Source organism: Streptomyces gamaensis (assembly GCF_042656465.1).
Lineage (GTDB): Bacteria > Actinomycetota > Actinomycetes > Streptomycetales > Streptomycetaceae > Streptomyces > Streptomyces gamaensis.
Genome location: NZ_JBHSPB010000009.1, coordinates 286,535 through 312,069, shown reverse-complemented (window position 1 = coordinate 312,069; position 25,535 = coordinate 286,535). Strand labels below are relative to the sequence as shown.

The 25,535-nt window shown below is 72.1% G+C and carries 24 protein-coding genes and 2 rRNA genes; 16 read left to right on the top strand and 10 right to left on the bottom strand.

Going from position 1 to position 25,535, the window contains the following annotated elements:
* The 9 genes from ACFP1Z_RS17620 to ACFP1Z_RS17580 all read left to right on the top strand — a co-directional run.
* A 23S ribosomal RNA gene (locus ACFP1Z_RS17620) occupies nt 1-115 on the top strand; the annotation flags it as partial.
* A gap of 95 nt (nt 116-210) precedes the next feature.
* A 5S ribosomal RNA gene (gene rrf / locus ACFP1Z_RS17615) occupies nt 211-327 on the top strand.
* A gap of 69 nt (nt 328-396) precedes the next feature.
* Complete coding sequence (locus ACFP1Z_RS17610) at nt 397-1,041, top strand: HAD family hydrolase (RefSeq protein ID WP_390317338.1); 645 nt, start codon at nt 397-399, stop codon at nt 1,039-1,041.
* A 124-nt stretch (nt 1,042-1,165) separates the two neighbouring features.
* Nucleotides 1,166-2,335, top strand: coding sequence for an acetoin utilization protein AcuC (locus ACFP1Z_RS17605; protein ID WP_390317337.1), 1,170 nt, complete (start codon nt 1,166-1,168; stop codon nt 2,333-2,335).
* A 269-nt stretch (nt 2,336-2,604) separates the two neighbouring features.
* Entirely contained in the window at nt 2,605-3,420 is an 816-nt protein-coding gene (locus ACFP1Z_RS17600; protein ID WP_390317336.1) for a phosphatase, read from the top strand.
* 128 nt (nt 3,421-3,548) lie between these two features.
* Nucleotides 3,549-3,758 carry a helix-turn-helix domain-containing protein gene (locus ACFP1Z_RS17595; RefSeq protein WP_154080489.1) on the top strand — a complete coding sequence of 70 codons (210 nt, stop codon included), beginning with the start codon at nt 3,549-3,551 and terminating at the stop codon, nt 3,756-3,758.
* Nucleotides 3,759-3,868: 110 nt separating this feature from the next.
* Nucleotides 3,869-3,967, top strand: coding sequence for a 30S ribosomal protein bS22 (locus ACFP1Z_RS17590; RefSeq protein WP_003948845.1), 99 nt, complete (start codon nt 3,869-3,871; stop codon nt 3,965-3,967).
* Nucleotides 3,968-4,256: 289 nt separating this feature from the next.
* Nucleotides 4,257-5,303, top strand: coding sequence for an NAD-dependent epimerase/dehydratase family protein (locus tag ACFP1Z_RS17585; RefSeq protein ID WP_390317334.1), 1,047 nt, complete (start codon nt 4,257-4,259; stop codon nt 5,301-5,303).
* 14 nt (nt 5,304-5,317) lie between these two features.
* Nucleotides 5,318-6,370, top strand: a complete 1,053-nt coding sequence (locus ACFP1Z_RS17580; protein WP_390317333.1) for a lysophospholipid acyltransferase family protein — start codon at nt 5,318-5,320, stop codon at nt 6,368-6,370.
* 96 nt (nt 6,371-6,466) lie between these two features.
* Here the strand turns inward: ACFP1Z_RS17580 and ACFP1Z_RS17575 are convergent, their stop codons facing one another.
* The 4 genes from ACFP1Z_RS17575 to ACFP1Z_RS17560 all read right to left on the bottom strand — a co-directional run bounded on the left by ACFP1Z_RS17575 (nt 6,467) and on the right by ACFP1Z_RS17560 (nt 10,610).
* A complete protein-coding gene (locus ACFP1Z_RS17575) occupies nt 6,467-7,654 on the bottom strand; it encodes a DUF5667 domain-containing protein (protein ID WP_390317331.1) in 1,188 nt (395 codons plus the stop codon).
* Nucleotides 7,655-7,954: 300 nt separating this feature from the next.
* Nucleotides 7,955-8,785, bottom strand: a complete 831-nt coding sequence (locus tag ACFP1Z_RS17570) for an ECF subfamily RNA polymerase sigma factor, BldN family (protein ID WP_390317330.1) — start codon at nt 8,783-8,785, stop codon at nt 7,955-7,957.
* Between the two features lie 416 nt (nt 8,786-9,201).
* On the bottom strand, nt 9,202-10,191 hold the full coding sequence (locus tag ACFP1Z_RS17565) for an HAD family hydrolase (protein ID WP_390317329.1): 990 nt from the start codon (nt 10,189-10,191) through the stop codon (nt 9,202-9,204).
* A 140-nt stretch (nt 10,192-10,331) separates the two neighbouring features.
* Nucleotides 10,332-10,610 carry a glutaredoxin family protein gene (locus ACFP1Z_RS17560; RefSeq protein ID WP_390317328.1) on the bottom strand — a complete coding sequence of 93 codons (279 nt, stop codon included), beginning with the start codon at nt 10,608-10,610 and terminating at the stop codon, nt 10,332-10,334.
* Nucleotides 10,611-10,945: 335 nt separating this feature from the next.
* On the opposite strand from ACFP1Z_RS17560, the gene ACFP1Z_RS17555 reads away from it, so the two are divergent.
* From ACFP1Z_RS17555 to hemB, 5 genes are read left to right on the top strand one after another with little or no spacing between them, the layout of a single operon-like run.
* Entirely contained in the window at nt 10,946-11,740 is a 795-nt protein-coding gene (locus ACFP1Z_RS17555; RefSeq protein WP_390317327.1) for a redox-sensing transcriptional repressor Rex, read from the top strand.
* The gene (locus ACFP1Z_RS17550) at nt 11,737-13,170 is read left to right on the top strand and encodes a glutamyl-tRNA reductase (RefSeq protein ID WP_390317326.1); all 1,434 of its coding nucleotides are present in this window, start codon (nt 11,737-11,739) and stop codon (nt 13,168-13,170) included. The genes ACFP1Z_RS17555 and ACFP1Z_RS17550 overlap by 4 nt, the downstream gene beginning before the upstream one ends.
* Nucleotides 13,167-14,129, top strand: coding sequence for a hydroxymethylbilane synthase (hemC, locus tag ACFP1Z_RS17545; protein WP_390317325.1), 963 nt, complete (start codon nt 13,167-13,169; stop codon nt 14,127-14,129). The genes ACFP1Z_RS17550 and hemC overlap by 4 nt, the downstream gene beginning before the upstream one ends.
* Entirely contained in the window at nt 14,126-15,784 is a 1,659-nt protein-coding gene (locus ACFP1Z_RS17540; protein ID WP_390317323.1) for a bifunctional uroporphyrinogen-III C-methyltransferase/uroporphyrinogen-III synthase, read from the top strand. The genes hemC and ACFP1Z_RS17540 overlap by 4 nt, the downstream gene beginning before the upstream one ends.
* A complete protein-coding gene (gene hemB / locus ACFP1Z_RS17535; RefSeq protein ID WP_390317322.1) occupies nt 15,781-16,770 on the top strand; it encodes a porphobilinogen synthase in 990 nt (329 codons plus the stop codon). Before ACFP1Z_RS17540 ends, hemB begins: the two co-directional genes overlap by 4 nt.
* A 95-nt stretch (nt 16,771-16,865) precedes the next feature.
* Here hemB and argS read toward each other — a convergent pair whose 3' ends face one another.
* The gene (gene argS / locus ACFP1Z_RS17530) at nt 16,866-18,632 is read right to left on the bottom strand and encodes an arginine--tRNA ligase (protein WP_390317321.1); all 1,767 of its coding nucleotides are present in this window, start codon (nt 18,630-18,632) and stop codon (nt 16,866-16,868) included.
* A 161-nt stretch (nt 18,633-18,793) separates the two neighbouring features.
* On the opposite strand from argS, the gene lysS reads away from it, so the two are divergent.
* Nucleotides 18,794-20,527, top strand: a complete 1,734-nt coding sequence (gene lysS, locus ACFP1Z_RS17525; RefSeq protein WP_390317320.1) for a lysine--tRNA ligase — start codon at nt 18,794-18,796, stop codon at nt 20,525-20,527.
* Between the two features lie 83 nt (nt 20,528-20,610).
* On the opposite strand, the gene ACFP1Z_RS17520 is transcribed toward lysS, so the two are convergent.
* Both ACFP1Z_RS17520 and ACFP1Z_RS17515 read right to left on the bottom strand, forming a co-directional pair.
* A complete protein-coding gene (locus tag ACFP1Z_RS17520) occupies nt 20,611-21,345 on the bottom strand; it encodes a DUF3558 domain-containing protein (RefSeq protein WP_390317319.1) in 735 nt (244 codons plus the stop codon).
* A 121-nt stretch (nt 21,346-21,466) separates the two neighbouring features.
* Nucleotides 21,467-22,387, bottom strand: a complete 921-nt coding sequence (locus ACFP1Z_RS17515) for a hypothetical protein (RefSeq protein ID WP_390317318.1) — start codon at nt 22,385-22,387, stop codon at nt 21,467-21,469.
* 174 nt (nt 22,388-22,561) lie between these two features.
* Here ACFP1Z_RS17515 and ACFP1Z_RS17510 point away from each other — a divergent pair, with 174 nt between their 5' ends.
* A complete protein-coding gene (locus ACFP1Z_RS17510) occupies nt 22,562-23,755 on the top strand; it encodes an RtcB family protein (protein ID WP_390317317.1) in 1,194 nt (397 codons plus the stop codon).
* A 9-nt stretch (nt 23,756-23,764) separates the two neighbouring features.
* Here the strand turns inward: ACFP1Z_RS17510 and ACFP1Z_RS17505 are convergent, their stop codons facing one another.
* The 3 genes from ACFP1Z_RS17505 to ACFP1Z_RS17495 form a co-directional block, all read right to left on the bottom strand.
* Nucleotides 23,765-24,160: a VOC family protein gene (locus tag ACFP1Z_RS17505; protein ID WP_390317316.1), complete on the bottom strand. Its 396-nt coding sequence runs from the start codon at nt 24,158-24,160 to the stop codon at nt 23,765-23,767.
* Between the two features lie 76 nt (nt 24,161-24,236).
* A complete protein-coding gene (locus tag ACFP1Z_RS17500) occupies nt 24,237-25,007 on the bottom strand; it encodes an SDR family oxidoreductase (protein WP_390317315.1) in 771 nt (256 codons plus the stop codon).
* Between the two features lie 166 nt (nt 25,008-25,173).
* Complete coding sequence (locus ACFP1Z_RS17495) at nt 25,174-25,509, bottom strand: YnfA family protein (RefSeq protein WP_390317314.1); 336 nt, start codon at nt 25,507-25,509, stop codon at nt 25,174-25,176.
* Nucleotides 25,510-25,535 lie beyond the last annotated feature (26 nt).

The following is a 25,535-nucleotide window of genomic DNA, read 5'->3' as shown; positions in this document are numbered from 1 at the left end:
TCCCACCCACTTGATGGGGTAAGGCTCCCAGTAGACGACTGGGTTGATAGGCCGGATATGGAAGCATCGTAAGGTGTGGAGTTGACCGGTACTAATAGGCCGAGGGCTTGTCCTCAGTTGCTCGCGTTCACTGTGTTGGTTCTGAAGTAACAGACCATGACACAACCCCTTGTCTGATGGGGGTTGGCTGGTTGGTTAATTTCATAGTGTTTCGGTGGTCATAGCGTTAGGGAAACGCCCGGTTACATTCCGAACCCGGAAGCTAAGCCTTTCAGCGCCGATGGTACTGCATGGGGGACCGTGTGGGAGAGTAGGACGCCGCCGAGCTATTGTTGGGGCCGTGGGTCCCGGATTTCTGTCCGGGACCCACGGCCTTTTTGCGTTTAGGGTGGCGCCATGCGCTACGACCTCGTCATCTTCGACAACGACGGCGTCCTCGTCGACAGTGAGCCGATCTCCAACGCGATCCTCGCCGGCTATCTGACCGAACTGGGCCACCCGACCACCTTCGAGGACTCCCTGCGGGACTACATGGGCGCCGCCGTGCACCGGGTGCACGACCTCGTCCGGGAACGGACCGGGCAGGAACTGCCGCCCGACTTCGACGAGGCCTTCCACGCCCGTGTCTTCGCGGCCTTCGCCCGTGACCTCCAGCCGATAAAGGGCGCTGTCGAGGTCCTCGAAGCACTCGTCGCCGAAGGCGTCCCGTACTGTGTCGCCTCCTCGGGGACGCACGAGCGCATCAGAATCGGGCACCGGAAGACCGGACTGGACTCGTGGTTCGAAGAAGAATGGATCTTCAGCGCCGAGGACGTCGGCCGGGGCAAGCCGGCGCCCGATCTCTTTCTGCACGCGGCACGTTCGATGGGGGCGGACCCGGCGCGCTGCGCGGTCGTCGAGGACAGTCCGCTCGGAGTGCAGGCGGCGGTGGCCGCCGGCATGGACGTCTACGGGTTCACGTCGATGATGCCCGGCGACCGACTCGCGGGCGCCACCGGGCTGTTCGGGGAGATGACGGACGTCCTGCGCTATCTGCTGTGACAACGACAACGACAACGACAACGACAGCGACGCCGCGCGGGTGCCGGGAGAATTCCCCGGTTTCCGCAAACTCCTTTGTCCGCCGGGCCATTGGGCCCTGCGCGGGACCGCTACGGTGGCGGGCATGAGCGGCCGAGCACAGCTGATGTGGGACGAGGCGGTAACGGGCTACGACTTCGGCCCCGGCCATCCGATGGATCCGGTGCGGCTCGCGCTGACCATGCGGCTGGTCGAGGCGTACGGGCTGGACCGGGCACTGGACGTGGTGGCCGCTCCACCGGCGGGGGAGTCGACGCTGCGTCTGGTGCACCGCCCGGACTACGTCGCGGCGGTACGCGCCGCCTCCGCCGACCCGGCGTCGGCGGACGGCGGCTACGGGCTCGGCACGCTGGACGTACCGGCGTTCCCGGGCATGCACGAGGTGTCCGCGCTGATCGCCGGTCAGTCGGTGGGCGCGGCCGAGGCGGTGTGGCGCGGTGAGGCGCTGCACGCGGTGAACTTCGCGGGCGGTCTGCATCACGCCAGGCCCGCGGCGGCCTCGGGGTTCTGCGTCTACAACGATGCCGCGCTGGCCGTTGCCCGGCTCCTCGAACTGGGCGCCGAGCGGGTCGCGTACGTCGATGTGGACGTGCACCACGGGGACGGGGTGCAGGCCGCGTTCTGGGACGACCCGCGGGTGCTGACCGTCTCGCTGCACGAGCATCCCCGGACGCTCTTCCCCGGCACCGGCTGGCCCGAGGAGTGCGGTGAGGGCAAGGCGGAGGGCTGCGCGGTGAACGTGGCGCTGCCCGCGGGCACCGGGGACGCCGGCTGGCTGCGGGCGTTCCACGCCGTCGTGCCGGAGCTGCTGGCGGCTTTCCGGCCGCAGGTGCTGGTGACCCAGCACGGCGCGGACACCCACTTCGAGGACCCGCTGGCGCATCTCGCGGTGTCGCTCGACGCGCAGCGGGCCGTGGCGGAGGCCTGCCACGCCCTGGCGCACGAGCACGCGGACGGCCGGTGGCTGGCGCTGGGCGGGGGCGGTTACGCGGTCGTGGACGTCGTGCCGCGTTCCTGGACCCACCTCGTGGCGATCGCCGCCGGCCGCCCGGTGCCGCCGGAATCGGCCGTGCCGGAGGAGTGGCGGTCCGAAGTCTTCCGGCGCACACGGCAGTTGGGGCCGCAGCGGATGACCGACGGTCTGGAGCCGCGGTGGCGGGACTTCGCGTGCGGGTACGACCCGGCGGACCGGCTCGACCAGGCGGTGCTGGCGACCCGGCGGGCGGTGTTCCCCGCGCACGGTCTGCTGCCGTGACGTCCGTACGGGGCGCCTGCCGTATCCGCGGCCCCCGGGCCCGTACGGCCCGTACGGCGCCGTACGGGCCGTACAGCACGGCACCACGCCGCGCGGCGGCCGGGCGCGGTGAGCTCCCGTCAGGGCGGTGGCGCGTCAGCGGACCGGGGCCGTGCGGGTGCTGGCGGTGCGGACCGTGCGTCAGTACACGTGGGCCCCTGTTAGGCCGACCGTGGGACCGGCCCGCTGAACGCCCGTGTCAGGGGCGGGATTCCGCCAGCATCGGGGGTGTGCTGAGCCCCCGTGCCCTGCGCGCGCATCTGCTCGCCGCCCGTCTCGCCGGGACCGTGGCCACGCCCCGGGAGCGGAGTCTGCGCCGGTACCGCGCGTTCGCCGCCCGCGATCCACGGGTGTTGCTCGGCCTCGACCCCGAACACGACTGGCACGTGGGTGAGTTGCTGCGGCTGATGGGGCGCAGGTGCGGAGTTTCGGCCGATCCCGACGAGGCGTCGGGGCAGGACGTGATCGACCCCGACCGCACGCTCGTGGCGCTCGACGCCTTCGCCGGCCGGCTCGCGGAGGCGGCCGCGGCCGGTGCGCCCGTGCTGATCGGCACGGGTCATCCGCACCGACTCCTGGGCTTCTACGCCGGGTTGGCCGAGGGGCTCTCGGCGGCGGGATGCAGTGTGCTCACCCCGGCGCAGGGCAGAAGTGTCGACATAACGACCCGGTTCGGGGTACGTACCTACAACCTTGATTACGTGCGGGGAGTCGCGCTGGTGCGTGAACCCGGCGCGCGCGGAGGGGCGAATGAGCCGGGCGTACATACGCATTCCCCGCTCCCGCTTCGGGTGGCGCTGACGGTGGCGATGGAGGGTCGAGGACCCCTTCCGGCGCTGGTCGTCGGGGACCACGGCTGGGTCTGCGGGGCAGGTCAGCTGGGTATTGAGGCCATCGGGCTGGCGGACTCGGACGACCCCGCGCCGTTCGTCGGGCAGGCCGAGGGGCGGGTGTCCGTGGTCGTTCCGCTTGATGACGCTGTGCGGTCTGATTACTACCGACCGCTTACTCGCTATGTACTCAATCGAGCGTGTCTGTCACAGTAGGCGGCCGATGGCTGCTCCTCTTCCCCACTCGCATCACCCGCCCCTAACCTGGGGAGTGAGCGCGCAGCGACGAGGAGTCACCGGAGGGGAAGCCGGTGCGCGTCATGTGCGGAAGGTTCAGGTGTGTCATGGCTGCTGGCGAAAGGCCTCTCAACGAGGTCGTGTTCCTGACCGTGGCGGAGGTCGCCGCGGTGATGCGGGTGTCCAAGATGACCGTGTACCGCTTGGTGCACAGCGGTCATCTGCCGGCGATCCGGGTGGGGAGGTCCTTCCGGGTCCCAGAGCAAGCGGTGCACGAGTACCTCCGGGAATCCTTCGTGGGGGTGGAAACAGCCTGACGGGAGCCCCGGATTACGCTGATCGCGCGGTGGCGGGTAGGCTGGCCCGATGTAGGTCGTGTGGGCTCGGACGCCCCGCACCGAGTGATTCGATGTAAGCGAGGGTAGTCGTGGGCTCTGTTATCAAGAAGCGGCGCAAGCGGATGGCCAAGAAGAAGCACCGCAAGCTGCTCAAGCGCACGCGTGTGCAGCGTCGCAACAAGAAGTAAGCAGCGCCGCTGTGAACGTCCCGCAGCCCTCCCGCCGTCCATCGGTGGGAGGGCTGCGGTGCGTCGGGGGGACGTCCCGACGTGTCGTGACCCCACGGCGGCCCCAGGCCGGGTAGCGGTGAGTAAATCCTTCGCTACGGCTTGAAATGTCGCTCCGCGCGTCGGCCGGTCGTCACAGCGCAACAACGAACCGCTACGGTGGCCGCGACAGCACCACTCGTGGAGCCGGGCCGCGTGACCCGAGTGATACGGGCAATCCGGGCAAGGGCTGGGAAGGAAGGCGCTGATCTTGGGCAAGGTCGTGCTCGTCACCGGAGCCGCACGGCAGCTGGCGGGCCGTTTCGTCCGCCGCGTCCAGCGCGAGCCCGATGTCGATCGGGTCATCGGGGTGGACGCGGTGCCTCCCGAGCACGATCTCGGCCGGGCCGAATTCCTACGGGCGGACATCCGCCATCCCGCGATCGCCCGGGTATTGGCCGAACAAGGCGTGGACACGGTCGTCCACATGGATGTCAACGGCACCGCTCTGGGCAAGCGCGGCAGCCGGTCCGTGGTCAAGGAGACCAACGTCATCGGCACCATGCAGCTGCTCGGCGCCTGCCAGAAGACCCCCTCGGTCCGGCGGCTCGTGGTGAAGTCCAGCACTCACGTCTACGGTTCCGCGCCCCGCGACCCCGCGGTCTTCGCGGAGACCACCCCGCCCAAGTCGCTGCCCAGCGGCGGTTTCGCCAAGGACGTCGTCGAGGTCGAGGGGTACGTGCGCGGTTTCGCGCGGCGCCGCCCCGACGTCGCCGTGTGCGTGCTGAGATTCGCCAACATCCTCGGGCCGCACGCCGATTCGCCGCTCGCGGAGTACTTCTCGCTGCCCGTGCTGCCCACGGTCCTCGGCTTCGACCCGCGGCTGCAGTTCGTCCACGAGGACGACGTGCTGGAGGTGCTGCGCATCGCCGCCGGGGAGCCGCGCCGCGCCACCCTCAACAGCGGCACCTTCAACATCGCGGGTGACGGCGTGCTGCTGCTCTCGCAGGCCGCCCGCCGGCTCGGCCGGCCCACTCTGCCCCTGCTGCTGCCCACCGTCACCTGGGCCGGCGCCGCGCTGCGTTCCGTCGGCGCGCTGGACTTCTCGCCGGAGCAGCTGCGGCTGCTCACCCACGGCCGGGTCGTCAGCACCACCCAGATGCGCGAGACGCTGGGCTTCGAACCCCGCTACACGACCGCGGGGGCTTTCGCGGACTTCGCGCACAGCCGTGGCCCCGGGCTGCTGCCGCCGCAGACCCTCGCCCGTACCGTCGACCGGATCGCCGCGGCACTGCCTGCCGGCCGTGGCCAGAACTGAGGAGCGCACCCACCATGGCGGATGCGAAGGTCATCCCGTTCGGTGAGGAACCGCGGGCCAAGCGACGGGGCCGGCGCGTCCCCCGGGGCCGTACGGACCGGCCGGCGACGCCGATCGCGGCGGTCGGGGCGGCCGTGGCGCACGCCGCGCCGCAGCACCGCGAGGAAGAGCCGGCCGTGGCCGAGCAGCCGGTTCCGGCCGAGATCGCCGGGAAGCAGGGTGAGGAGGGCGGCTGGGAGCACCGGCTGGCCCAGGGGCTGAACTTCCTGCGGCGGCGGGTCACCGGTGAGTACGAGGTCGACGAGTTCGGCTACGACGAGGAGCTCACCGAGCAGGTCGTGATGTCCGCGCTCCGGCCCTTCTACGAGAAGTACTTCCGGGTCGAGGTGAAGGGCCTGGAGAACATCCCGGACAAGGGCGCGGCGCTGGTCGTCGCCAACCACTCGGGGACGCTGCCGATCGACGGTCTGATGCTCCAGGTCGCGGTGCACGACCACCACCCGGCCGGGCGGCACATCCGGATGCTCGCCGCGGACCTGGTCTTCGTCCTGCCGGTGATCAACGAGATCTCGCGCAAGCTCGGGCACACGCTCGCCTGCGCCGAGGACGCGCAGCGGCTGCTGGAGCGCGGCGAGGTGGTCGGGGTGATGCCGGAGGGGTTCAAGGGGATCGGCAAGCCCTTCTCCGAGCGGTACAAGCTGCAGCGCTTCGGGCGGGGCGGCTTCGTCTCGACGGCGCTGCGCGCGGGGGCGCCGATCGTGCCGTGCTCGATCGTGGGCGCCGAGGAGATCTACCCCATGATCGGCAACTCGCGGACGATGGCCCGGCTGCTGGGCTTTCCGTACTTCCCGCTGACGCCGAGCTGGCCGTGGCTCGGCCCGCTGGGGCTGGTGCCGCTGCCGACGAAGTGGACGATCCAGTTCGGCGAGCCCATCCCGACCGACGGCTATCCGCCGGAGGCGGCGGACGACCCGATGCTGATGTTCAACCTCACCGACCAGGTGCGAGAAACGATTCAGCACACGCTCTACAAGCTGCTCGTACAGCGGAGGTCGGTGTTCTTCTGACCGGTACGGGCCGTGGGGCCCGGCCGGGGTGAAGAACACCGACCTCGACAACTGCCCTCGTTCCAGGCTTGTTTGAGCCCGCTGGTCCGGGCTCGCTTATTTGGGCTCTTCTCCGTGGAATCCGAGCCCCGGGAGGAGATCCGGCAGGAGCGGCGGGATGGTGACATCCGGCTGCTTGGACGGCTTGCCCTCCTTGCCGCCGTGCGTCGGCCCGGCGGGGGCGGAACTGCCGCTGCCGGAGGGGGGCTGCAGCAGGCCCGTACCACCGAGGAGGCCCTCGTGCTCGTCGTGGCCGCTGGAGGTGGAGGGGTGCGCCTGGCCGTCGGCGGAGCGCTTGCCGTCGGAGGCCGACGGCGGGGTCGAGGGCGCGGTGGGGCGGCCCGTACGGCCCGTGCCGTCGTGGGGGGTGCCGTGCCGGGGGGTCGAGCCGTGCCTGTCCTGGTGCGGGGTCAGCAGCGAGCTCAGCGGCGCGACCTCGTCGTCTATGGCCTTGAGGACCGAGCTGACCTCATTGCCCACCTGGGAGAGCTGGACCGGGAGCTTGTCGCGCAGCCGGCTCCAGCCCTCGCGGTGCGAGGCGGCGAACGACGACAGGCGCTGGATGGGGTCGAGCGAGCCGTCGCGCTCATAGGCGGCGTGCAGCAGGCGGTGGCCCTCGGAGACGTCACGCCGCATGCCGAAGAGGGTCCTGCGGATCTCGGCCAGCTCCTCGTGGTCCAGCCGGCCCGAGCGGCCGCGCTCCATCAGCCGGCGCGCCTCCTGCAGCCGGGTCGCCGCCTGGTCCAGCAGCAGCCCGCCGCGGGCGGAGTCGTCGTCGGCCATGCCGAGGCGGAGATCCTCCATGCCGCGCTTGAGCCCGTAGAGCGTGTCGCCGGGCAGGGCGCCGGCGCTCGCGGCGGCGACGCCGCCGAAGGCGCCCGCCGCCACCCCCACCGTCAGCCCGCCGGCCGCGAGCCCCTTGGACCAGCGGGAGCGCGGGCGGAGCCGGCTGAGGGCGCGGTGGGCGCCGCGGCCGGAGCGCTGCTCCGGGACGCCGCCCTCGCCGCCCGCCGCGAGGCTCTCCATCGCGGCGACCAGCTGGGCCCGCTGCACGGTGCGGACCTCGGGGTCGAGCTCGGGCGCGGGGATCGCGCCGAGCCCTCCCGCGAGGGTCAACAGCCGTTCCTGCTCGGCGTTGTGTGCCGCCGGGCCGGGCTGTGCGGCTGCCGGGTCCTGGAGTTCCTTCTCCTCCAGGGCCGCGGCGAAGGCGTTCGCCCGCCGGTGCGCGGATACGTTCGCGATCACAGGGCGGCACCTCCTCTCGTCATGACGGTCGACTTCCCTGAAACCGGGAGGGTTGCACGCCAGGAGCGCATCCACTCGATCGAGTGAGTGAATGACGGGCATGGGCGCGACCGCAGGAAGTCTGCATCCCGCACAACGACGGGCGCGGCAGCCGGGTTACGCGGGCCGGAGGATGTGACCGCGGGTGAGTGACGGGGTGCGGGGCGTCCTCGAAAGGGCCCCGCCGAGGCTGCTCGAAAGGGCCCTGCCGGGGCCGTGGGAAGCCGGGGTCGAGGGGGTGCGCGCGGGGGTCGGTGGGGCTCAGCGGGCGTCGTCGGGCAGGAGGCGGGCCAGGGTGCGGACCGCCCGGTACTGCAGGGTCTTGATGGCGCCCTCGTTCTTGCCCATGACCCGGGCGGTCTCGGCGACCGACAGGCCCTGCAGGAAGCGCAGGGTCACGCACTCCTGCTGCTGGGGATTGAGCTTGCGCACCGCCTCCAACAGGGCAGCGTTGGAAAGGGATTCGAGGACGGAGTCCTCGGGGCTGCGCTCGACCTCGTTGGCGTCGAGCATCTCGCCGGTGGTGACCTCCAGCCGGAAGCGCGAGGACTTGAAGTGGTCGGCGACGAGGTTGCGGGCGATGGTCACGAGCCAGGCGCCGAAGTCGCGGCCCTGCCAGGTGAAGGTGCCGATGCGGCGCAGGGCGCGCAGGAACGTCTCGCTGGTGAGGTCCTCGGCCGTGGCCCGGCCGCCCACCCGGTAGTAGATGTAGCGGTAGACGGTGTCGGCGTACTGGTCGTAGAGGCGGCCGAAGGCCTCGGCCTCGCCGGCCTGGGCGCGCTCGACCAGATCCAGCATCCGGGCGCTGTCGCTGTCCGCGCTGGGACGGCGCGTGGCGGCCGCGGAGCCCGTGGCGCTCGCCGTCCCGGCCGGGGGCGCGCCCGCCCCGGTCCCGCGGCGGGCGGCTCGTCTGCCCACGGCCGCGCTGCCCTCGGCGAGGGCGTAGCAGGGGCCGACGGGACCTCCTGCGGGGACGGGCGTGGCGAAGGCAGGGACGGCGTACGCGGTGGGGACGAAGCCGCGCAGCCGGTCCAGGACCGTTGCGCGCAGCGTAGCCAGGCCCGAGGCGTCAACCCCGACGTGTGGGTACACGGGACTCCCAGAGGCAGAGCTTCCATCACGTGCAGTACGGGACCGTTCACTCGTCGTAGGGACAAGGAGGTACCGGTTTGCGTCTGAGGAGAATAACGCTTCGTACAGGCAGCACTACACCGAGTTGCTCAAATCATCGTTTCCGTTCGGACTCTTACCGATTGGAGATCGATCAAATATCGAACCCTGAAAGGAAGTTGACCGAATTTGGCTCTGGTGTGGCCGAATGGGCAGCGTGTTGTGGCAATCCGGACGGGGGAGGACTGTCGGGAGCCGTGTGAGGGTATGACGACAGGATTGCCTGAGAGTGAGCACCGGTTACGGACTGTGGTGATGTCCCCCTGGTGGGGGGCGGGATACCGGTGGCCGAAATCAATCGGTCCTGGCGCGCCGGGTGTTGACGAGCGCGAGTTCGGTCAGCGCCGGCGCCGGTGCAGCGCGATCGCGGCGGCCGTGCCGCCCGCGAGCGCCCCCAGGCCCGCCGCCGCGGGGATGCCGATCCGCACGGCCTTGCGGCCCGTACGGTAGTCGCGCAGCCGCCAGCCGTGCTCGCGGGCGTGCTTGGTGAGCCTGCCGTCCGGGTTGACGGCGCACGGGTGGCCGACGAGCGAGAGCATCGGGATGTCGTTGGCGGAGTCGCTGTAGGCGGCGCAGCGCGCGAGGTCCAGGCCCTCGGCGCCGGCCAGGGCGCGGACGGCCTCGGCCTTCGCGGGGCCGTGCAGCGGCTCGCCCACCAGACGGCCGGTGTAGACGCCGCCGATGGACTCGGCGACCGTGCCGAGCGCGCCGGTCAGCCCGAGCCGGCGGGCGATGATGGTCGCGGCCTCGACGGGGGCGGCGGTGACGAGCCAGACCTTCTGCCCGGCGTCCAGGTGGGCCTGGGCGAGCGCGCGGGTGCCGGCCCAGATCCGCTCGGCCATGTACTCGTCGTAGATCTCCTCGCCGAGGGTCATCAGCTCGGAGACGCGGTGGCCCTTGACGATGGACAGGGCGCTGTCGCGGGCGTCCTCGACGTGGTCGGGGTGCTCGCCCGCGACACGGAAGTAGATCTGCTGCCAGACGAAGCGGGCGAGGTCGCGCTTGTGGAAGAAGTGGCGCTTGTACAGGCCGCGGCCGAAGTGGAAGAGCGAGGCGCCCTGCATGACCGTGTTGTCGAGGTCGAAGAAGGCGGCGGCCCTGGTGTCCCCGACGACGGGGAAGTCCGGCTCCTGGGCGGGCGCGCCCGTGGTGTCCTCTTCGCCCGCGTCGTGCTGCTGAGCGGACTTGCGGGCTGCCTCGGCGGCGGCCTCGCCCGCGAGCACGCTGCGGGCCGTGGCGGGGCGGCGGCCCCGAGTGAACCATCCCCATCGAGAACGCGTCCCGAAGGGACTCCTGCCGGGGTGGTGGTCGGGCGACGGGAGGGCCATAGCGCGAGCATAGTCATTTTGTTCGGGGTGGAGGGCGCCGGACCGGTGGTGAGGTGTGAACTTCCGGCTACGTTCTGGTGACTTGCTGTCCGGTCCGTACGGATTCGCGGTGGTCTTTGTTGCGGAACCGCCGGGAGTGGTCAGGCGCCGAGGGCCTTGCGCAGCCGGTCCGGATTCACCCGCCAGAAGTCGTGCTGGGCGCCGTCGACGAGGATGACCGGGATCTGCTCCCAGTACAGGCGGTACAGCTCCTCGTCCTGGGTGATGTCCTTCTTCTCCCAGGAGGCGCCGAGCTCCGAGCAGACCTTCACGATCTCGGCCTCGGCCGCGTCGCACAGGTGGCAGCCGGGTCTGCCGATCAGGGTGACCGTGCTGTCGGCGGGGTTTTTGCGGGCGCGACGGCGCAGGAGGGGGCTCATGCCGCCATTGTGCCGCCCCCTGTGGCGGCCGGAATGGATGCCTGAGTCGACTACCATCGGGGGCGATTTGTTCGTGTCCGGGGGTACAGCGTGAGGAGTGAGCGCCCGTGTCCCCGTCTACGCTCCGCTGGGGTGCGTGTGGCCTGTGTGACGGTCGAGGCGCCCCGCTCTTTAGTTCCCGAACCGGGCCGAAAGGGCGCGTGACACCGGTCACTTTGCCGGGACAAAATGGACACCATCTTTGTGCACGCGTTCACAAAGGCATAGCCTGCGTTCGACGGGGCGGTCCTGGGACGAGGCGCCGCCCGCAGCCCCGCTCTACCCGCAGGAGCACCGTGGCAACTGGCCGAACTCACCGACCGGCGACCCGAAGCCGAGGGATCCCCGAGGCCACCGTCGCCCGGCTCCCGCTGTACCTGCGGGCACTGACCGCGCTCTCCGAGCGCTCGGTGCCCACGGTCTCCTCCGAGGAGCTCGCGACCGCGGCGGGCGTCAACTCCGCGAAGCTGCGCAAGGACTTCAGCTACCTCGGCTCGTACGGCACGCGCGGGGTCGGCTACGACGTCGAGTACCTCGTCTACCAGATCTCCCGCGAGCTCGGCCTGACCCAGGACTGGCCGGTCGTCATCGTCGGTATCGGCAACCTCGGCGCCGCGCTGGCCAACTACGGCGGTTTCGCCTCGCGCGGCTTCCGCGTCGCGGCGCTCATCGACGCCGATCCGGCCATGACCGGCAAGCCCGTCGCCGGGCTGCCCGTGCGGCACACCGACGAGCTCGAATCGATCATCCGGGACAACGGGGTGTCCATCGGCGTCATCGCGACCCCGGCGGGCGCCGCCCAGCAGGTGTGCGACCGGCTCGTGGCGGCCGGGGTCACCTCGATCCTGAACTTCGCGCCCACGGTGCTCTCCGTGCCCGACGGGGTGGACGTCCGCAAGGTCGACCTCTCCATCGAGCTGCAGATCCTCGCCTTCCACGAGCAGCGCAAGGCCGGCGAGGAGCCCGGGAGCGTACCGCCCGCCCCGGCGGTGTCCGCCGCTCCCGCCACCGCGCCGTCCCCGGTCGCCCCGGCGGCCGCGGCCGGCAGAAAGGGACCCGACGGGGACGTACCCGCCGTGATGCCGGCATGAGTCTTCTTGTCGTCGGACTGAGCCACCGCAGCGCGCCGGTGAGCGTGCTGGAGCGGGCCTCCCTCGCGCGCGAGGAACAGATCGCGCTCGCGCGCGCGGCCCTCGCGGCGGAGCCCGCCACCGAGGCGACGGTGCTCGCCACCTGCAACCGCATCGAGCTGTACGCCGACGTGGACAAGTTCCACGCCGGTGTCGCCGAGCTGTCCACGCTCCTCGCCCGGCACTCGGGCGTGGGCCTGGAGGAGCTGACCCCGCACCTGTACGTGCACTACGAGGACCGGGCCGTCCACCACCTGTTCTCGGTGGCCTGCGGGCTGGACTCGATGGTCGTCGGCGAGGGCCAGATCCTCGGCCAGATCAAGGACGCGCTCGCGCTCGGCCAGGAGCTGCACACCGCGGGCCGGCTGCTGAACGACCTGTTCCAGCAGGCCCTGCGGGTCGGCAAGCGCGCCCACAGCGAGACCGGCATCGACAAGGCCGGCCAGTCGCTGGTCTCCTTCGGCCTGGAGCAGCTCGCCGAGGGCGCGGACGTCGCCGGCTGGGCGGCGGGCAAGCGCGCGCTCGTCATCGGCGCGGGCTCGATGTCCTCGCTCGCGGCGGCGACGCTCGCGCGCGCGGGCGTGGCCCACGTCGCGATCGCCAACCGCACCCTGGAGCGGGCCGCCCGGCTCGCCGCGATCCTCACCGAGGCGGGCGGCGCGGGCGCGCCCGGCCCGAGCGCCGAGGCCGTGGAGATGTCCGGGGTCGGCGCGGAGCTGGCCCGCGCGGACGTCGTCGTCTCCTGTACGGGCGCGACGGGCCTGGTCCTGACCGCCGAGGCGATACGGACCGCGCTCGCCGCCCGCGCCGCCGCCGGGGACGTCTGCGCCGTCGACGAGGCGTGCCCGGACGGTGCCGCCGCCCCGCTCGCCCTGCTCGACCTCGCGATGCCCCGCGACATCGACGCCGCCGTGCACGGCCTGGCCGGTGCCCGCCTCGTCGACATCGAGTCGCTCGCCACGGCGTCCGCGGCTGGGTCCGATCAGCCGACTCCGTCGGCGGGTCCCATGGCCGCCGATGTCGACCGGGTGCGCTCCATCGTCGCCGACGAGGTCGCCGCCTTCGGTGCCGCGCAGCGGGCCGCCCACATCACCCCGACCGTGGTCGCCCTGCGCACCATGGCCGCCGACGTCGTCGCCTCCGAGGTGGCCCGGCTGGAGGGCCGGCTGCCCGGTCTCGACGACAAGCAGCGCGCGGAGATCGTCCAGACGGTCCGCCGCGTCGTCGACAAGCTCCTGCACGCGCCGACCGTGCGCGTCAAGGAGCTCGCGTCCACCCCGGGCGGCGCCGGTTACGCCGACGCGCTGCGGGAACTCTTCGACCTCGACCCGCGGGCGGTGGCCGCCGTCAGCCGGGCCGATCGGCACAACCCCTCCGCGGAGCCGGCATGAACGACACCCAGACCCCGCTGCGGCTCGGTACCCGCCGCAGCAAGCTCGCCATGGCCCAGTCCGGTCAAGTGGCGCAGGCCGTGCGGGAGTTGACCGGACGTCCGGTCGAGCTGGTGGAGATCACCACCTACGGCGATGTCTCGCGCGAGCACCTCGCGCAGATCGGTGGCACCGGGGTGTTCGTCTCGGCGCTGCGCGACGCGCTGCTCGCGGGCGACATCGACTTCGCGGTGCACTCCCTGAAGGACCTGCCCACCGGGCAGCCCGAGGAGCTGGCGCTCGCCGCGATCCCGCGCCGCGAGGACCCGCGCGACGCGCTGGTCGCGCGCGACGGGCTGACCTTCGCGCAGCTTCCGGCGGGCGCCCGGGTCGGCACCGGTTCGCCGCGCCGCATGGCGCAGCTCAACGCGTGGGCGCGGGAGCTCGGCAAGGACATCGAGACCGTGCCGATCCGCGGCAACATCGACACCCGCCTCGGCTTCGTCGCGAGCGGGGAGCTGGACGCCGTGGTGCTGGCCGCCGCCGGCCTCACCCGTATCGGCCGGCTCGCGGACGTGAGTGAACTCCTCGCGCCGGACCATGTTTTGCCCGCCCCCGGCCAGGGGGCCCTGGCGATCGAGTGCGCAGCGACCAACGCACCCCTCGCCGCGACGCTCGCCGAGCTCGACGACCCGTACACGCGGGCCGCCGTGACCGCCGAGCGTTCCCTGCTCGCCGCCCTGGAGGCCGGCTGTTCCGCTCCCGTGGGAGCGCTGGCCGACCTTCTGGCCGACGGGCAAGTCACCGAAATGCGCCTGCGGGGTGTCGTCGGCACAGTCGACGGCAAGACGCTGGTGCAGCTGTCCACCACCGGTCCCGTGCCGTCGTCGGGCGAGGAAGCCGTGGCCATGGGCCGCGAGCTCGCCGCCGCGATGCTCGACAAGGGCGCGGCCGGTCTTATGGGGGAGCGAGCACATTGAACCCCAACGCCCCGAACCACACCGCGCCCGGACAGGTCACCTTCCTGGGGGCCGGACCCGGAGACCCGGGACTGCTGACGCTGCGTGCCGTGGAGGCCCTCGCGTCCGCCGATGTCCTGATCGCGGACCCGCAGGTGCTCGACGTGGTGCGCGCGCACGCGCGTGCCACTGTGGACATGCCTGCTCAGACGGTTACTGACGAGTCATCAAAAACCGTCGGGCTGCCCGAAGTACCGGTCCTTCGGGACACCGCCAATCTTGTCATGACGGCCGCACGCGGCGGCAGGCGGGTCGTGCGTGCCGTCCTCGGCGACCCCGGCCTCGACGGCAACGCCGCCGAGGAGATGCTGGCCTGCGCCGACGGGGGCATCACCTTCGAGGTGGTGCCGGGCGTCGCCACGGCCGTGGGCGTGCCCGCCTACGCCGGGGTGCCGCTGCGCGACGGCAAGGGCGGGGACGTCCGCTTCGTCGACGCCCGTAGTGCCGACGCGACCTGCTGGAGCGAGGTCGGCGCGAGCGAGGCCACCGCGGTCGTCTCCACCACCCTCGACTCGGTCGTCGCGGCCGCGGGCGAACTGGTCGCCGCCGGCCGGGACGCCGCCACGCCGATGACCGTCACGATCGCCGGTACCACCACCCGCCAGCGCACCTGGACCGCCACCCTCGGCACCCTCGCGCAGGTCCTCAAGGCCGCCAAGGTGCTGCCCGCCGCCGACGGCGCGCAGCCGGTGATAGCCGTGGTCGGCGAGCGCGGCGCCGCCGACCGGCGTGACCGGCTCTCGTGGTTCGAGTCCAAGCCCCTCTTCGGCTGGAACGTGCTCGTACCGCGCACCAAGGAGCAGGCCGCCTCGCTCTCCGACCAACTCCGCTCCTACGGCGCCGTACCGCACGAGGTGCCCACCATCGCCGTCGAGCCGCCGCGCACCCCGCAGCAGATGGAGCGCGCCGTCAAGGGCCTGGTGACCGGCCGCTACGAGTGGATCGCCTTCACCTCCGTCAACGCCGTCAAGGCGGTGCGCGAGAAGTTCGAGGAGTACGGGCTCGACGCCCGCGCCTTCGCCGGCATCAAGGTCGCCGCGGTCGGCGAGCAGACCGCGAAGTCGCTGGTCGAGTTCGGCGTCAAGCCCGACCTGGTGCCCAGCGGCGAGCAGTCGGCCGCCGGCCTGCTGGAGGACTGGCCGCCCTACGACCCGGTCTTCGACCCGATCGACCGCGTCTTCCTGCCGCGCGCCGACATCGCCACCGAGACCCTGGTGGCGGGCCTGATCGAGCTGGGCTGGGAGGTCGACGACGTCACCGCCTACCGCACCGTACGGGCCTCGCCGCCGCCGGCCGAGACCCGCGAGGCGATCAAGGGCGGCGGTTTCGACGCCGTGCTGTTCACCTCCTCCTCCACCGTGCGGAACCTCGTCGGCATCGCCGGCAAGCCGCACAATGTCACCGTCATCGCCTGCATCGGACCGGCCACCGCGAAGACCGCGGAGGAGCACGGCCTGCGGGTGGATGTGCTGTCGCCCGAGCCCTCGGTGCACAAACTCGCCGAGGCGCTCGCGGAGTTCGGCGCGGCCCGCCGGGACGCGGCCCTGGAGGCCGGCGACCCGGTGACCCGGCCGAGCGAGCGGCGGCCCGGATCGCGCAGAAGGGCACGCAGTTGAGCACGTACGGAACGTTCCCCGGCAGCCGTCCCCGGCGGCTGCGCACCACCCCGGCCATGCGCCGCATGGTCGCCGAGACCCGGCTGCACCCGGCCGAGCTGATCCTGCCCGCCTTCGTGCGGGAGGGCATCGGCGAGCCCGTGCCGATCGCGGCCATGCCGGGCGTCGTCCAGCACACCCTGGACACGCTGCGCAAGGCGGCCGTCGAGGCCGTCGCCGCGGGCGTCGGCGGGATCATGCTCTTCGGGGTGCCCGAGGACGCGAAGAAGGACGCGCTGGGCAGCGCCGGCACCGACCCGGACGGCATCCTGCAGGAGGCCGTCCGCCAGGTGCGGGCCGAGGTCGGCGACGAGCTGGTCGTGATGAGCGACCTGTGCCTGGACGAGTACACCGACCACGGCCACTGCGGAGTGCTGGACGCCGCCGGCCGCGTCGACAACGACGCGACCCTGGAGCGCTACGCCGAGATGGCGCAGGTCCAGGCCGACGCGGGCGTCCACGTGGTGGGCCCCAGCGGCATGATGGACGGTCAGGTCGGCGTCATCCGCGACGCGCTGGACCAGACCGGGCACGAGGACGTCGCGGTCCTCGCCTACACCGCGAAGTACTCCTCGGCCTTCTACGGGCCCTTCCGCGAGGCGGTGGGCTCCTCGCTCAAGGGCGACCGCAAGACCTACCAGCAGGACCCGGCCAACGCCCGCGAGGCCCTGCGCGAGCTCGCCCTCGACCTCGCCGAGGGCGCCGACATGGTCATGGTCAAGCCGGCCCTGCCCTACCTCGACATCCTCGCCAAGGTCGCCGAGTCCGTCGCCGTGCCGGTGGCGGCGTACCAGATCAGCGGCGAGTACGCGATGATCGAGGCGGCCGCCGCGAACGGCTGGATCGACCGCGACAAGGCGATCATGGAGACCCTCACGGGCATCCGCCGCGCGGGCGCGAACATGATCCTCACGTACTGGGCGACGGAGGTCGCGCGGCAGCTGTGAGGCTGTGAACGACCAACGAGGGGCGGTCACTTCCTTCGGGAAGTGACCGCCCCTTTGTCAGGTACGGGCGTCAACCGGCCCGCGCGGCAGGGCCGTTACAGCCGCTCCGGCGTGCGCAGCCCCAGCAGCTCCATGCCCTGGCGCAGCGTACGGGCCGTCATGTCGCACAGGAACAGGCGCTGTTCGACCAGCTCGGGGGTCTCGGCCTTCAGCACCGGGCACTGGTCGTAGAACGTGGTGTAGGCGGAGGCCAGCTGGTAGAGGTAGGCGGCGAGCTTGTGCGGCTCGTAGGTCCCGGCGACCGCCGCCAGGGTCTCGGCGAACTCGTCCAGGTGCAGGGCCAGGGCGCGCTCGGCCGGGGCCAGCGGCAGCTCGGCGTGGGCCTTGGGCGCCGCGTCGCCGGCCTTGCGCAGGATGGACTGGACGCGGGCGTAGGCGTACTGGAGATAGACGCTGGTGTCGCCGTTGAGGGAGACCATGCGGTCCAGGTCGAAGACGTAGTCGCGGCCGGCGGAGGTGGACAGGTCCGCGTACTTCACGGCGCCGATGCCGACCTGGGCGGCGCGCTCGGCGATCTCTTCCTCGGTGAGGTCCTGGGCCTTCTCGCGCACGACGGACGCGGCGCGCTCGACGGCCTCGTCCAGCAGGTCCACCAGGCGCACCGTCTCGCCCTCGCGGGTCTTGAACGGCTTGCCGTCCTTGCCCAGCACCGTGCCGAAGCCGAGCTGGACGGCCTTGACGTCGTCCGTCAGCCAGCCGGCCCGGCGGGCGGTCTCGAAGACCATCTTGAAGTGCAGGGACTGGCGGGCGTCCACCACGTACAGCAGGGTGTCGCAGCCCAGGTTCCGCACGCGGTCGCGGATCGCGGACAGGTCGGTGGCGGCGTAGCCGAAGCCGCCGTCGGACTTCTGCACGATCAGCGGGGTGGGCTTGCCGTCGGGGCCCTTGACGTCGTCGAAGAAGACGCACAGCGCGCCCTCGGAGCGCACCGCGACGCCCGACTCCTCCAGCATCCGGCAGGTGTCGGCGAGCATGTGGTTGTAGCCGGACTCGCCGACCACGTCCTCGTCGCGGATGTCCATGTCGAGCTTGCCGAAGACCGAGTAGAAGTAGAGCTTCGACTCGTCGACGAAGCGCTGCCACAGCCGGAGCGTTTCCTCGTCGCCGGCCTGCAGGGCCACGACGCGGCGCCGCGAGCGCTCCTTGAACTCCTCGTCGGAGTCGAAGAGGGCGCGGGAGGCCTTGTAGAGCCGGTTGAGGTTGGACATGGCCTGCTCGCCGGAGGCGGTGGCGTCCTCGCCGGCCCGGTGGTCCAGCTCGTGGGGGTGCTCGATCAAGTACTGGATGAGCATGCCGAACTGGGTGCCCCAGTCGCCGATGTGGTGGCGGCGGACGACCTTCTCGCCGGTGAACTCCAGGATCCGCACGACCGCGTCGCCGATGACGGCCGAGCGCAGATGGCCGACGTGCATCTCCTTGGCCACGTTGGGCTGGGCGTAGTCGATGGCGGTGGTGCCGGGCTCCGCCGCGACGGGCACGCCCAGGCGGTCGTCGGCGGCGCGGGCGGCGAGGGTCTCGGTGACGGCCCGGTCGGAGACGGTGATGTTCAAAAAGCCGGGGCCGGAGACCTCGACGCCCTCGATCAGCCCGTCCGCGGGCAGCTGCCCGACGACCTGGGCGGCCAGCTCGCGGGGGTTGCCCCCCAGCTTCTTGGCGAGCGCCAGCATCCCGTTGGCCTGGAAGTCGGCCCGGTCGCTTCGTCGCAGCAGCGGGTCGGCGGCGCCGGCCTGGGGCAGGGCTGCCGTCAGGGCGTCCGCGAGGCGCTGGTGGAGCGAGGAAGCGAGGGAGGGAACCGAAGCCATGGGGTGGTTGCCATTTCCTGTCGTCGGCCGGCTGGGTACCCCCGAGTATCCCACGGGCGCGCGCGGCGGACCGGGGGATTGCGCGGCGGTCCGGGCAACCCCGGGGGCGCCGCCGCCGTCTGGGACAATGGTCATGCCAGGACCGTAAGGAAGGAAGTGCCGTGGCTCAGGCTCAGAGCACCGAGGCCGACTGGGTCTCCCGATTTGCCGACGAGGTCATCGCCGAGGCGGAGCGCCGCGCGCCCGGCAAACCGATCGTCGTCGCCTCGGGCCTGTCCCCCTCCGGCCCGATCCACCTGGGCAACCTGCGCGAGGTGATGACCCCGCACCTGGTCGCCGACGAGATCCGGCGCCGGGGCCGCGAGGTCCGGCACGTGCTGTCCTGGGACGACTACGACCGCTACCGCAAGGTCCCGGCGGGCGTGCCCGGCGTCGACGAGTCGTGGGCCGAGCACATCGGCAAGCCGCTGACCTCCGTCCCGGCGCCGGCCGGCTCGTCGTATCCGAACTGGGCCGAGCACTTCAAGGCGGCCATGGTCGCCTCGCTGGCCGAGCTGGGTGTGGAGTACGACCCGATCAGCCAGACCGAGCAGTACACCTCGGGCGTCTACCGCGAGCAGATCCTGCACGCGATGAAGCACCGGGGCGAGATCGACGCGATCCTCGACCAGTACCGCACCAAGGACAAGGCGACCGGCAAGCCCAAGAAGCAGCAGCAGAAGCCCGTCGACGAGGCGGAGCTGGAGGCGGCCGAGGGCTCGGGTGCGGCAAGTGAGGACGACGGCAGCGCGGGCGGCGTGTACTTCCCGTACAAGCCGTACTGCGCCGTCTGCGAGCGCGACCTGACCACGGTCACCGCGTACGACGACGCGACCACGGAGCTGGCCTACACCTGTGTGTGCGGGCACTCCGAGACCGTGCTGCTGAGCGAGTTCAACCGCGGCAAGCTCGTGTGGAAGGTCGACTGGCCGATGCGCTGGGCCTTCGAGGGCGTGGTCTTCGAGCCCTCGGGCGTGGACCACTCCTCCCCGGGCTCGTCCTTCGTCGTCGGCGGGCAGATCGTGCGCGAGGTCTTCGGCGGCGAGCAGCCCATCGGCCCGATGTACGCCTTTGTCGGCATCAGCGGCATGGCCAAGATGTCCTCCTCGCGCGGCGGCGTGCCCACCCCGGGCGACGCGCTGCAGATCATGGAGGCGCCGCTGCTGCGCTGGCTGTACGCGCGCCGCAGGCCCAACCAGTCCTTCAAGATCGCCTTCGACCAGGAGATCCAGCGGCTCTACGACGAGTGGGACAAGCTGGCCGCCAAGGTCGCCGACGGCAGCGCGCTGCCCGCCGACGCCGCCGCCTACTCGCGGGCCGTGCGCACCGCCGCCGGTGAGCTGCCCGTGACGCCGCGCCCGCTGCCGTACCGCACGCTCGCCTCGGTCGTCGACATCACCGCCGGCCACGACGAGCAGACCCTGCGCATCCTCGGCGAGCTCGACCCGGAGAACCCGGTCACCTCGCTGGAGGAGACCCGGCCGCGCCTGGACCGGGCCGAGCACTGGATCAACACGCAGGTCCCGGCCGAGCAGCGCACCATCGTGCGCGAGGAGCCGGACACCGCGGCCCTGGCCGCCCTCGACGAGCAGGGCCGCGAGTCGCTGCGGCTGCTGCTGGAGGGCCTGGAGACGCACTGGTCGCTGGACGGGCTGACCACGCTCGTCTACGGCGTGCCGAAGATCCGGGCGGGGCTGGCGCCGGACGCCAAGCCGACGCCGGAGCTCAAGGTCGCCCAGCGCGCCTTCTTCGCGCTGCTCTACCAGCTGCTCGTCGGCCGGGACACCGGTCCGCGGCTGCCCACGCTGCTGCTGGCGGTGGGCCAGGAGCGGGTGCGCAAGCTGCTCGGCGCGTAACCGCCGCGCACGACGAGGGCCGCCCCGGGATGTCCCGGGGCGGCCCTTTCGCGTCGTCCGGTGTCGTCCGGCGCCGGTGGGCTTCAGTGCTTGTTGGCCTCGGCAACGGCGGCCACGGCCTCCTTGGCGGCGGTCTGCGCGCCCTTCATGATGTCGTCGGCGCTGGGCGTCTTCGCGCCCTGGTAGCCGGAGCCGCTGTACTTGACGGTGACGACCACGTTGGCGGTGCGGGCGATCACGCTGGTGTTGCGGAAGTCGGTGTCGGACTTGCGGGAGTCGAAGGAGACGGCGGTCGCCTCGTTGCCGATGCCGTCGACCTTGTCGGTCGTGACGTTCTTGACCTCCTCGCCCTGCGTCGGCTTCGACGCCCCCATCACCTGCTGCTGGGCGAAGGTCTGGGCGCGCTTGTCGGCGGAGCCCAGCGTCGGGTCCGGGGTCAGCCGCTTGAGCGAGACGAACAGCTCGTGGAACTGCATGTTCTTCACGTCGCTGTCGTTGAGGCCGTTCCAGTGGCAGGTGGCCGAGTCGTTGGGGTCGGCGGAGGACGCCAGCGCCTCGCCCTCCTTCTTCTTCGCCTTCGGCACCAGCTCGTCGACCGTCTTCTCGCTGATCGTCCGGCACACCTCGGGCAGCTTGGCGAACGTGGCCGCCTGCGGGGTGGGCGCCGGCGAGGAGCTCCCGCCGGCCGGGGCGGAGGAGGAGGCGGACGGGCTCGGTGAGGCCTTCTTCTCGCCGCCCCCGCCGCCGCAGGCGGTGGCGGCGAGCAGCAGCGGTACGGCGGCGCAGACGAGGAGGCGGGCGGGGCGGGTTCGGTGCATGGGTCCTTCGCTCGTTCCGTGTCGGGGGCAGGGGTCGCGGGGGAGGGGGTGGGCGCGGGGCGCGCGTACGTCAGTCGGCACGGTACGCGGGTGGGGCCCGGCGGTGGCCGAACGCGCCGGGCTAGTTGCCGAAGTGCCCCGCGTCCAGCTCACGGGCCAGCCCGTGGGCCTTGCCCTGGAGGTCGGCGCTGCCGGGGATGTGCTGCTTGTCGGCCGACCACTGGTCGTAGGCGACGGTGACGAGGATGTTGGCGTCGCGGAAGACGACGCTGATCCCGCGGTGCACCCCGGAGCCGGCCGTGACGAGCTTGTCGTCGATGAACGCGTCCTCGCCGAGGTCGTCCAGCGTGCGGGGGGCGAGACTCGCCGAGGCAGAGGGGGCGGCAGAGGGGGTGGCCGAGGGGGAGCCGGAGGCGCTCGTACTCGGGCCCGGGCTCGTGCTCGTGGAGGGGAGCGGTGACGGGCTGCCGCTGCCCTGCGGGCGGGGGCCGTCGCTCGCGCCCGGGGAGCCCGGGGCGGGGGAGGAGCCGCTCGCCGGCGAGCCTGAGGAGCCCGGGGTGGCGGAGGTGCCGCTCGGGGACGCCGAGGGGCCCGGGATGTGCGCGGCGCTCGCCCGGCGCTCGTAGAGCCGGCCCGCGCGCTCCTCGTCGCTGACGCCCGCCTGGTAGGAGACCACGCGCTCGAAGTCCACCGAGAGGCTGCGGGTGCCCTCGGGGGTCTCCAGCTTCCAGTGGCAGCCGACGCGGCGGTCGGTGTCGTAGGTGATGGCGGGGGTGCCCTGGTAGATCTGCTCGGCGTCGGGCGTGCTGTCGTCCTGGCCGAGGGGGAGCATGCGGCGCAGGGTGTCGCGGTTCACGTACCGGCAGGGCTCGGGCAGGCTGCGGTACTTGCCGGGCTGCGCGGCGGGGGCGGAGGCGCCGGGCCGGCCGGGCTTGGCGTCGTCGCCGGGTCCCGCGGAGCCGCTGCCGCCGCACGCGGTGAGTGCCGCGGCGAGGGCCGCCGCGGTCAGCGCGGCGGCCGGTGCGTACGCCCTTCGCTGCACTGTCCGTGGCTCCTCTCGCCCGAAAACCCGTTGCCGCCCGCGGGGGAGCGGCTGGACAGTATGTCTACCGCACGTTCTGCCAGGTCCGCCGGTCCACCGCCGTGAATCGTCGGATCAGTCTGGTATGTCTGCATTTCGAGTTATCTTTGCTTTGTGGGGGAATGAGGAATTTTCATGACGTACACCGAGGTGCCCGGCGCACGCGTACCGATCCGTATGTGGGCCGACCCCGCGGGGGTCGAGGACGTCGCCATGCAGCAGTTGCGCAACGTCTCCACCCTGCCGTGGATCAAGGGACTCGCGGTGATGCCGGACGTGCACTTCGGCAAGGGCGCCACCGTCGGCTCCGTGATCGCGATGAAGGGCGCGGTGTGCCCGGCGGCGGTCGGCGTCGACATCGGCTGCGGCATGTCGGCGGTCCGCACCTCGCTCACCGCGAACGACCTGCCCGGTGACCTCTCCCGGCTGCGGCGCCGGATCGAGGACGCGATCCCCGTCGGCCGGGCCATGCACGACTCCCCGGTCGACCCGCGCCGGCTGCACGGACTGCCCACCGCGCACTGGGACGACTTCTGGGGCCGCTTCGACGGCGTCGCCGAGGCCGTCCGCTTCCGCCACGAGCGCGCCCACAAGCAGATGGGCACCCTCGGCGGCGGCAACCACTTCTGGGAGCTGTGCCTCGACGCCGACGACCGCGTGTGGATCATGCTGCACTCCGGCTCCCGCAACATCGGCAAGGAGCTCGCCGAGTACCACATCGGCGAGGCGCAGAAGCTGCCGCACAACCACGGCCTGATCGACCGCGACCTCGCCGTCTTCGTCGCCGACACCCCGCAGATGGCCGCCTACCGCCACGACCTGTTCTGGGCGCAGGAGTACGCGCGGCACAACCGCGAGGTCATGATGGCGCTCTCGCAGGACGTGCTGCGCCGGGAGTTCAAGAAGGCCGGAGTGACCTTCGACGAGGTCATCTCCTGCCACCACAACTACGTGGCCGAGGAGACCTACGAGGGCATGGACCTGCTCGTCACCCGCAAGGGAGCCATCCGCGCGGGCGGCGGCGAGTACGGCATCATCCCCGGCTCCATGGGCACCGGCTCGTACATCGTGCGCGGCCTGGGCAACCCGGACTCCTTCAACTCCGCCTCGCACGGCGCCGGCCGGCGCATGAGCCGCAACGCCGCCAAGCGCCGGTTCACCGCGCAGGACCTCAAGGAGCAGACCCGGGGCGTGGAGTGCCGCAAGGACGCCGGCGTGGTCGACGAGATCCCGGCCGCGTACAAGCCGATCGAGCAGGTCATCGACCAGCAGCGGGACCTCGTCGAGGTCGTCGCCCGGCTCAAGCAGGTCGTCTGCGTCAAGGGCTGAGTCGCCGGCTCAGCCCCGCCGGTCCTGCGGATACCAGCGCAGCTCGACGGTGTTGCCGTCCGGGTCGAGCACATAGAGGGACTCGGCGTCGCCCCGGGCGCCGAAGCGCGTACCGGGGCCGTCGACGACCGTGAACGTGCCCGCGTCGATCACCGTCTGCCAGTCCAGCGGTTCGACGACGAGGCAGATGTGGTCGACATTGTGCCCGGCGCCCTCCTGCTCGGGCCTGAGCACCAGGTCGATGATCGTGCCCGGGGTGACCCGCACCGACGGGAAGGGCGCCTCGCCCGCCCGCCACTCCTCGACGCGCACCGGCTCCAGGCCGAGCGGACCGCAGTAGAAGGCCAACGACCGCTCCACATCACGGACGTTGAGGACGAGGTGGTCGAAGTCGATGACACGCATGGGGTGTTGACTCCCGTCTGTTCCCGGCTCTCTGCCGGCTCGTCGGTGCGTCGGCGGGCGGCCCGTCCGCCCGGGCTCACGCTTCGCGGTGCACCTTGGTGTTGGACGCCTGCGCACGCGGACGGACCACGAGCAGATCGATGTTCACGTGGGCGGGGCGGGTCACCGCCCAGGCGACGGTGTCGGCGACGTCCTCGGCCGTCAGCGGCTCGGCCACGCCCGCGTAGACGGCGGCGGCCCGCTCGGCGTCGCCGCCGAAGCGGTTGAGCGCGAACTCCTCGGTACGCACCATGCCCGGGGCGATCTCGACGACCCGCACCGGCTCCCCGCACAGCTCCAGCCGCAGGGTCTGGGCGAGGACGTGGGCGCCGTGCTTGGCCGCGACGTACCCGCCGCCGCCCTCGTACGGGGCGAGAGCGGCGGTCGAGGACAGCACGAGCACGGTGCCGCCGCCGGGGGCGCGGCGCAGCGCGGGCAGCAGCGCCTGGGTCACATGGAGCACACCGAGCACGTTGACCTCGTACATGGTGCGCCAGTCGGCCGGGTCGGCCGTGGCGACGGGGTCGCCGCCGAGCGCGCCGCCCGCGTTGTTGACCAGGACGTCCACGGGGCCGGGGCCGGATTCCAGGAAACGGGCGAAGGCGTCCACGGCGGCGCGGTCGGTGACGTCCAGCGGGTAGGCGAGCGCCTCGTGGCCGGCGGCCGTGAGCTCCTGCGCCAGGGCCTCGATCCGGTCGCGGCGGCGCGCGGCGAGGACGACGCGGAAGCCGGCGGCGGCCAGCTTCCGGGCGCTCGCCGCGCCGATGCCGGTGCTCGCCCCGGTGATGACCGCGGTACGTGTGCTCATGAGGGGCCTCCTGGGGCGCGGGTGCCTTCCGCGGCGTTCCTTGACGATCCCTCGCAGGATAGGCCCGGGCCCTCGCGGCGGGGCTGTCGCCCCGGTCACACCGCCGGGCGCGCGGCGGCCGGCGGCCCCGGGGCGCGTACCTTCGGCGGCTCCTGGGTGTGGACCGTCAGCGGCCCCGGGGCGCGTACATGATGACGGCGACGCCCGCGAGGCAGATCAGCGCGCCCAGCACGTCGAAGCGGTCGGGTCGGTAGCCGTCCGCGACCATGCCCCAGGCCAGCGAGCCCGCGACGAAGACCCCGCCGTAGGCGGCGAGGATCCGGCCGAACTCCGCGTCCGGCTGCAGCGTCGCCACGAAGCCGTAGGCGCCGAGCGCCGCGACGCCGGCTCCGATCCACAGCCAGCCGCGGTGCTCGCGCACGCCCTGCCAGATCAGCCAGGCGCCGCCGATCTCCAGCAGCGCGGCGAGGACGAACAGGACGATGGAACGCGCGACGAGCATGGCCGCAAGCGTATGCGGGCGCGGCG

Bases quoted from the DNA above. Each gene is read 5' to 3' on its own strand.
- hemC (WP_390317325.1), top strand. From the start codon at position 13,167: ATGAACGACACCCAGACCCCGCTGCGGCTCGGTACCCGCCGCAGCAAG.
- ACFP1Z_RS17550 (WP_390317326.1), top strand. From the start codon at position 11,737: ATGAGTCTTCTTGTCGTCGGACTGAGCCACCGCAGCGCGCCGGTGAGC.
- ACFP1Z_RS17610 (WP_390317338.1), top strand. From the start codon at position 397: ATGCGCTACGACCTCGTCATCTTCGACAACGACGGCGTCCTCGTCGAC.
- ACFP1Z_RS17505 (WP_390317316.1), bottom strand. From the start codon at position 24,160: ATGCGTGTCATCGACTTCGACCACCTCGTCCTCAACGTCCGTGATGTG.
- ACFP1Z_RS17595 (WP_154080489.1), top strand. From the start codon at position 3,549: ATGGCTGCTGGCGAAAGGCCTCTCAACGAGGTCGTGTTCCTGACCGTG.
- ACFP1Z_RS17500 (WP_390317315.1), bottom strand. From the start codon at position 25,007: ATGAGCACACGTACCGCGGTCATCACCGGGGCGAGCACCGGCATCGGC.
- ACFP1Z_RS17520 (WP_390317319.1), bottom strand. From the start codon at position 21,345: ATGCACCGAACCCGCCCCGCCCGCCTCCTCGTCTGCGCCGCCGTACCG.
- argS (WP_390317321.1), bottom strand. From the start codon at position 18,632: ATGGCTTCGGTTCCCTCCCTCGCTTCCTCGCTCCACCAGCGCCTCGCG.
- ACFP1Z_RS17580 (WP_390317333.1), top strand. From the start codon at position 5,318: ATGGCGGATGCGAAGGTCATCCCGTTCGGTGAGGAACCGCGGGCCAAG.
- ACFP1Z_RS17560 (WP_390317328.1), bottom strand. From the start codon at position 10,610: ATGAGCCCCCTCCTGCGCCGTCGCGCCCGCAAAAACCCCGCCGACAGC.
- ACFP1Z_RS17605 (WP_390317337.1), top strand. From the start codon at position 1,166: ATGAGCGGCCGAGCACAGCTGATGTGGGACGAGGCGGTAACGGGCTAC.
- ACFP1Z_RS17495 (WP_390317314.1), bottom strand. From the start codon at position 25,509: ATGCTCGTCGCGCGTTCCATCGTCCTGTTCGTCCTCGCCGCGCTGCTG.
- ACFP1Z_RS17510 (WP_390317317.1), top strand. From the start codon at position 22,562: ATGACGTACACCGAGGTGCCCGGCGCACGCGTACCGATCCGTATGTGG.
- ACFP1Z_RS17565 (WP_390317329.1), bottom strand. From the start codon at position 10,191: ATGGCCCTCCCGTCGCCCGACCACCACCCCGGCAGGAGTCCCTTCGGG.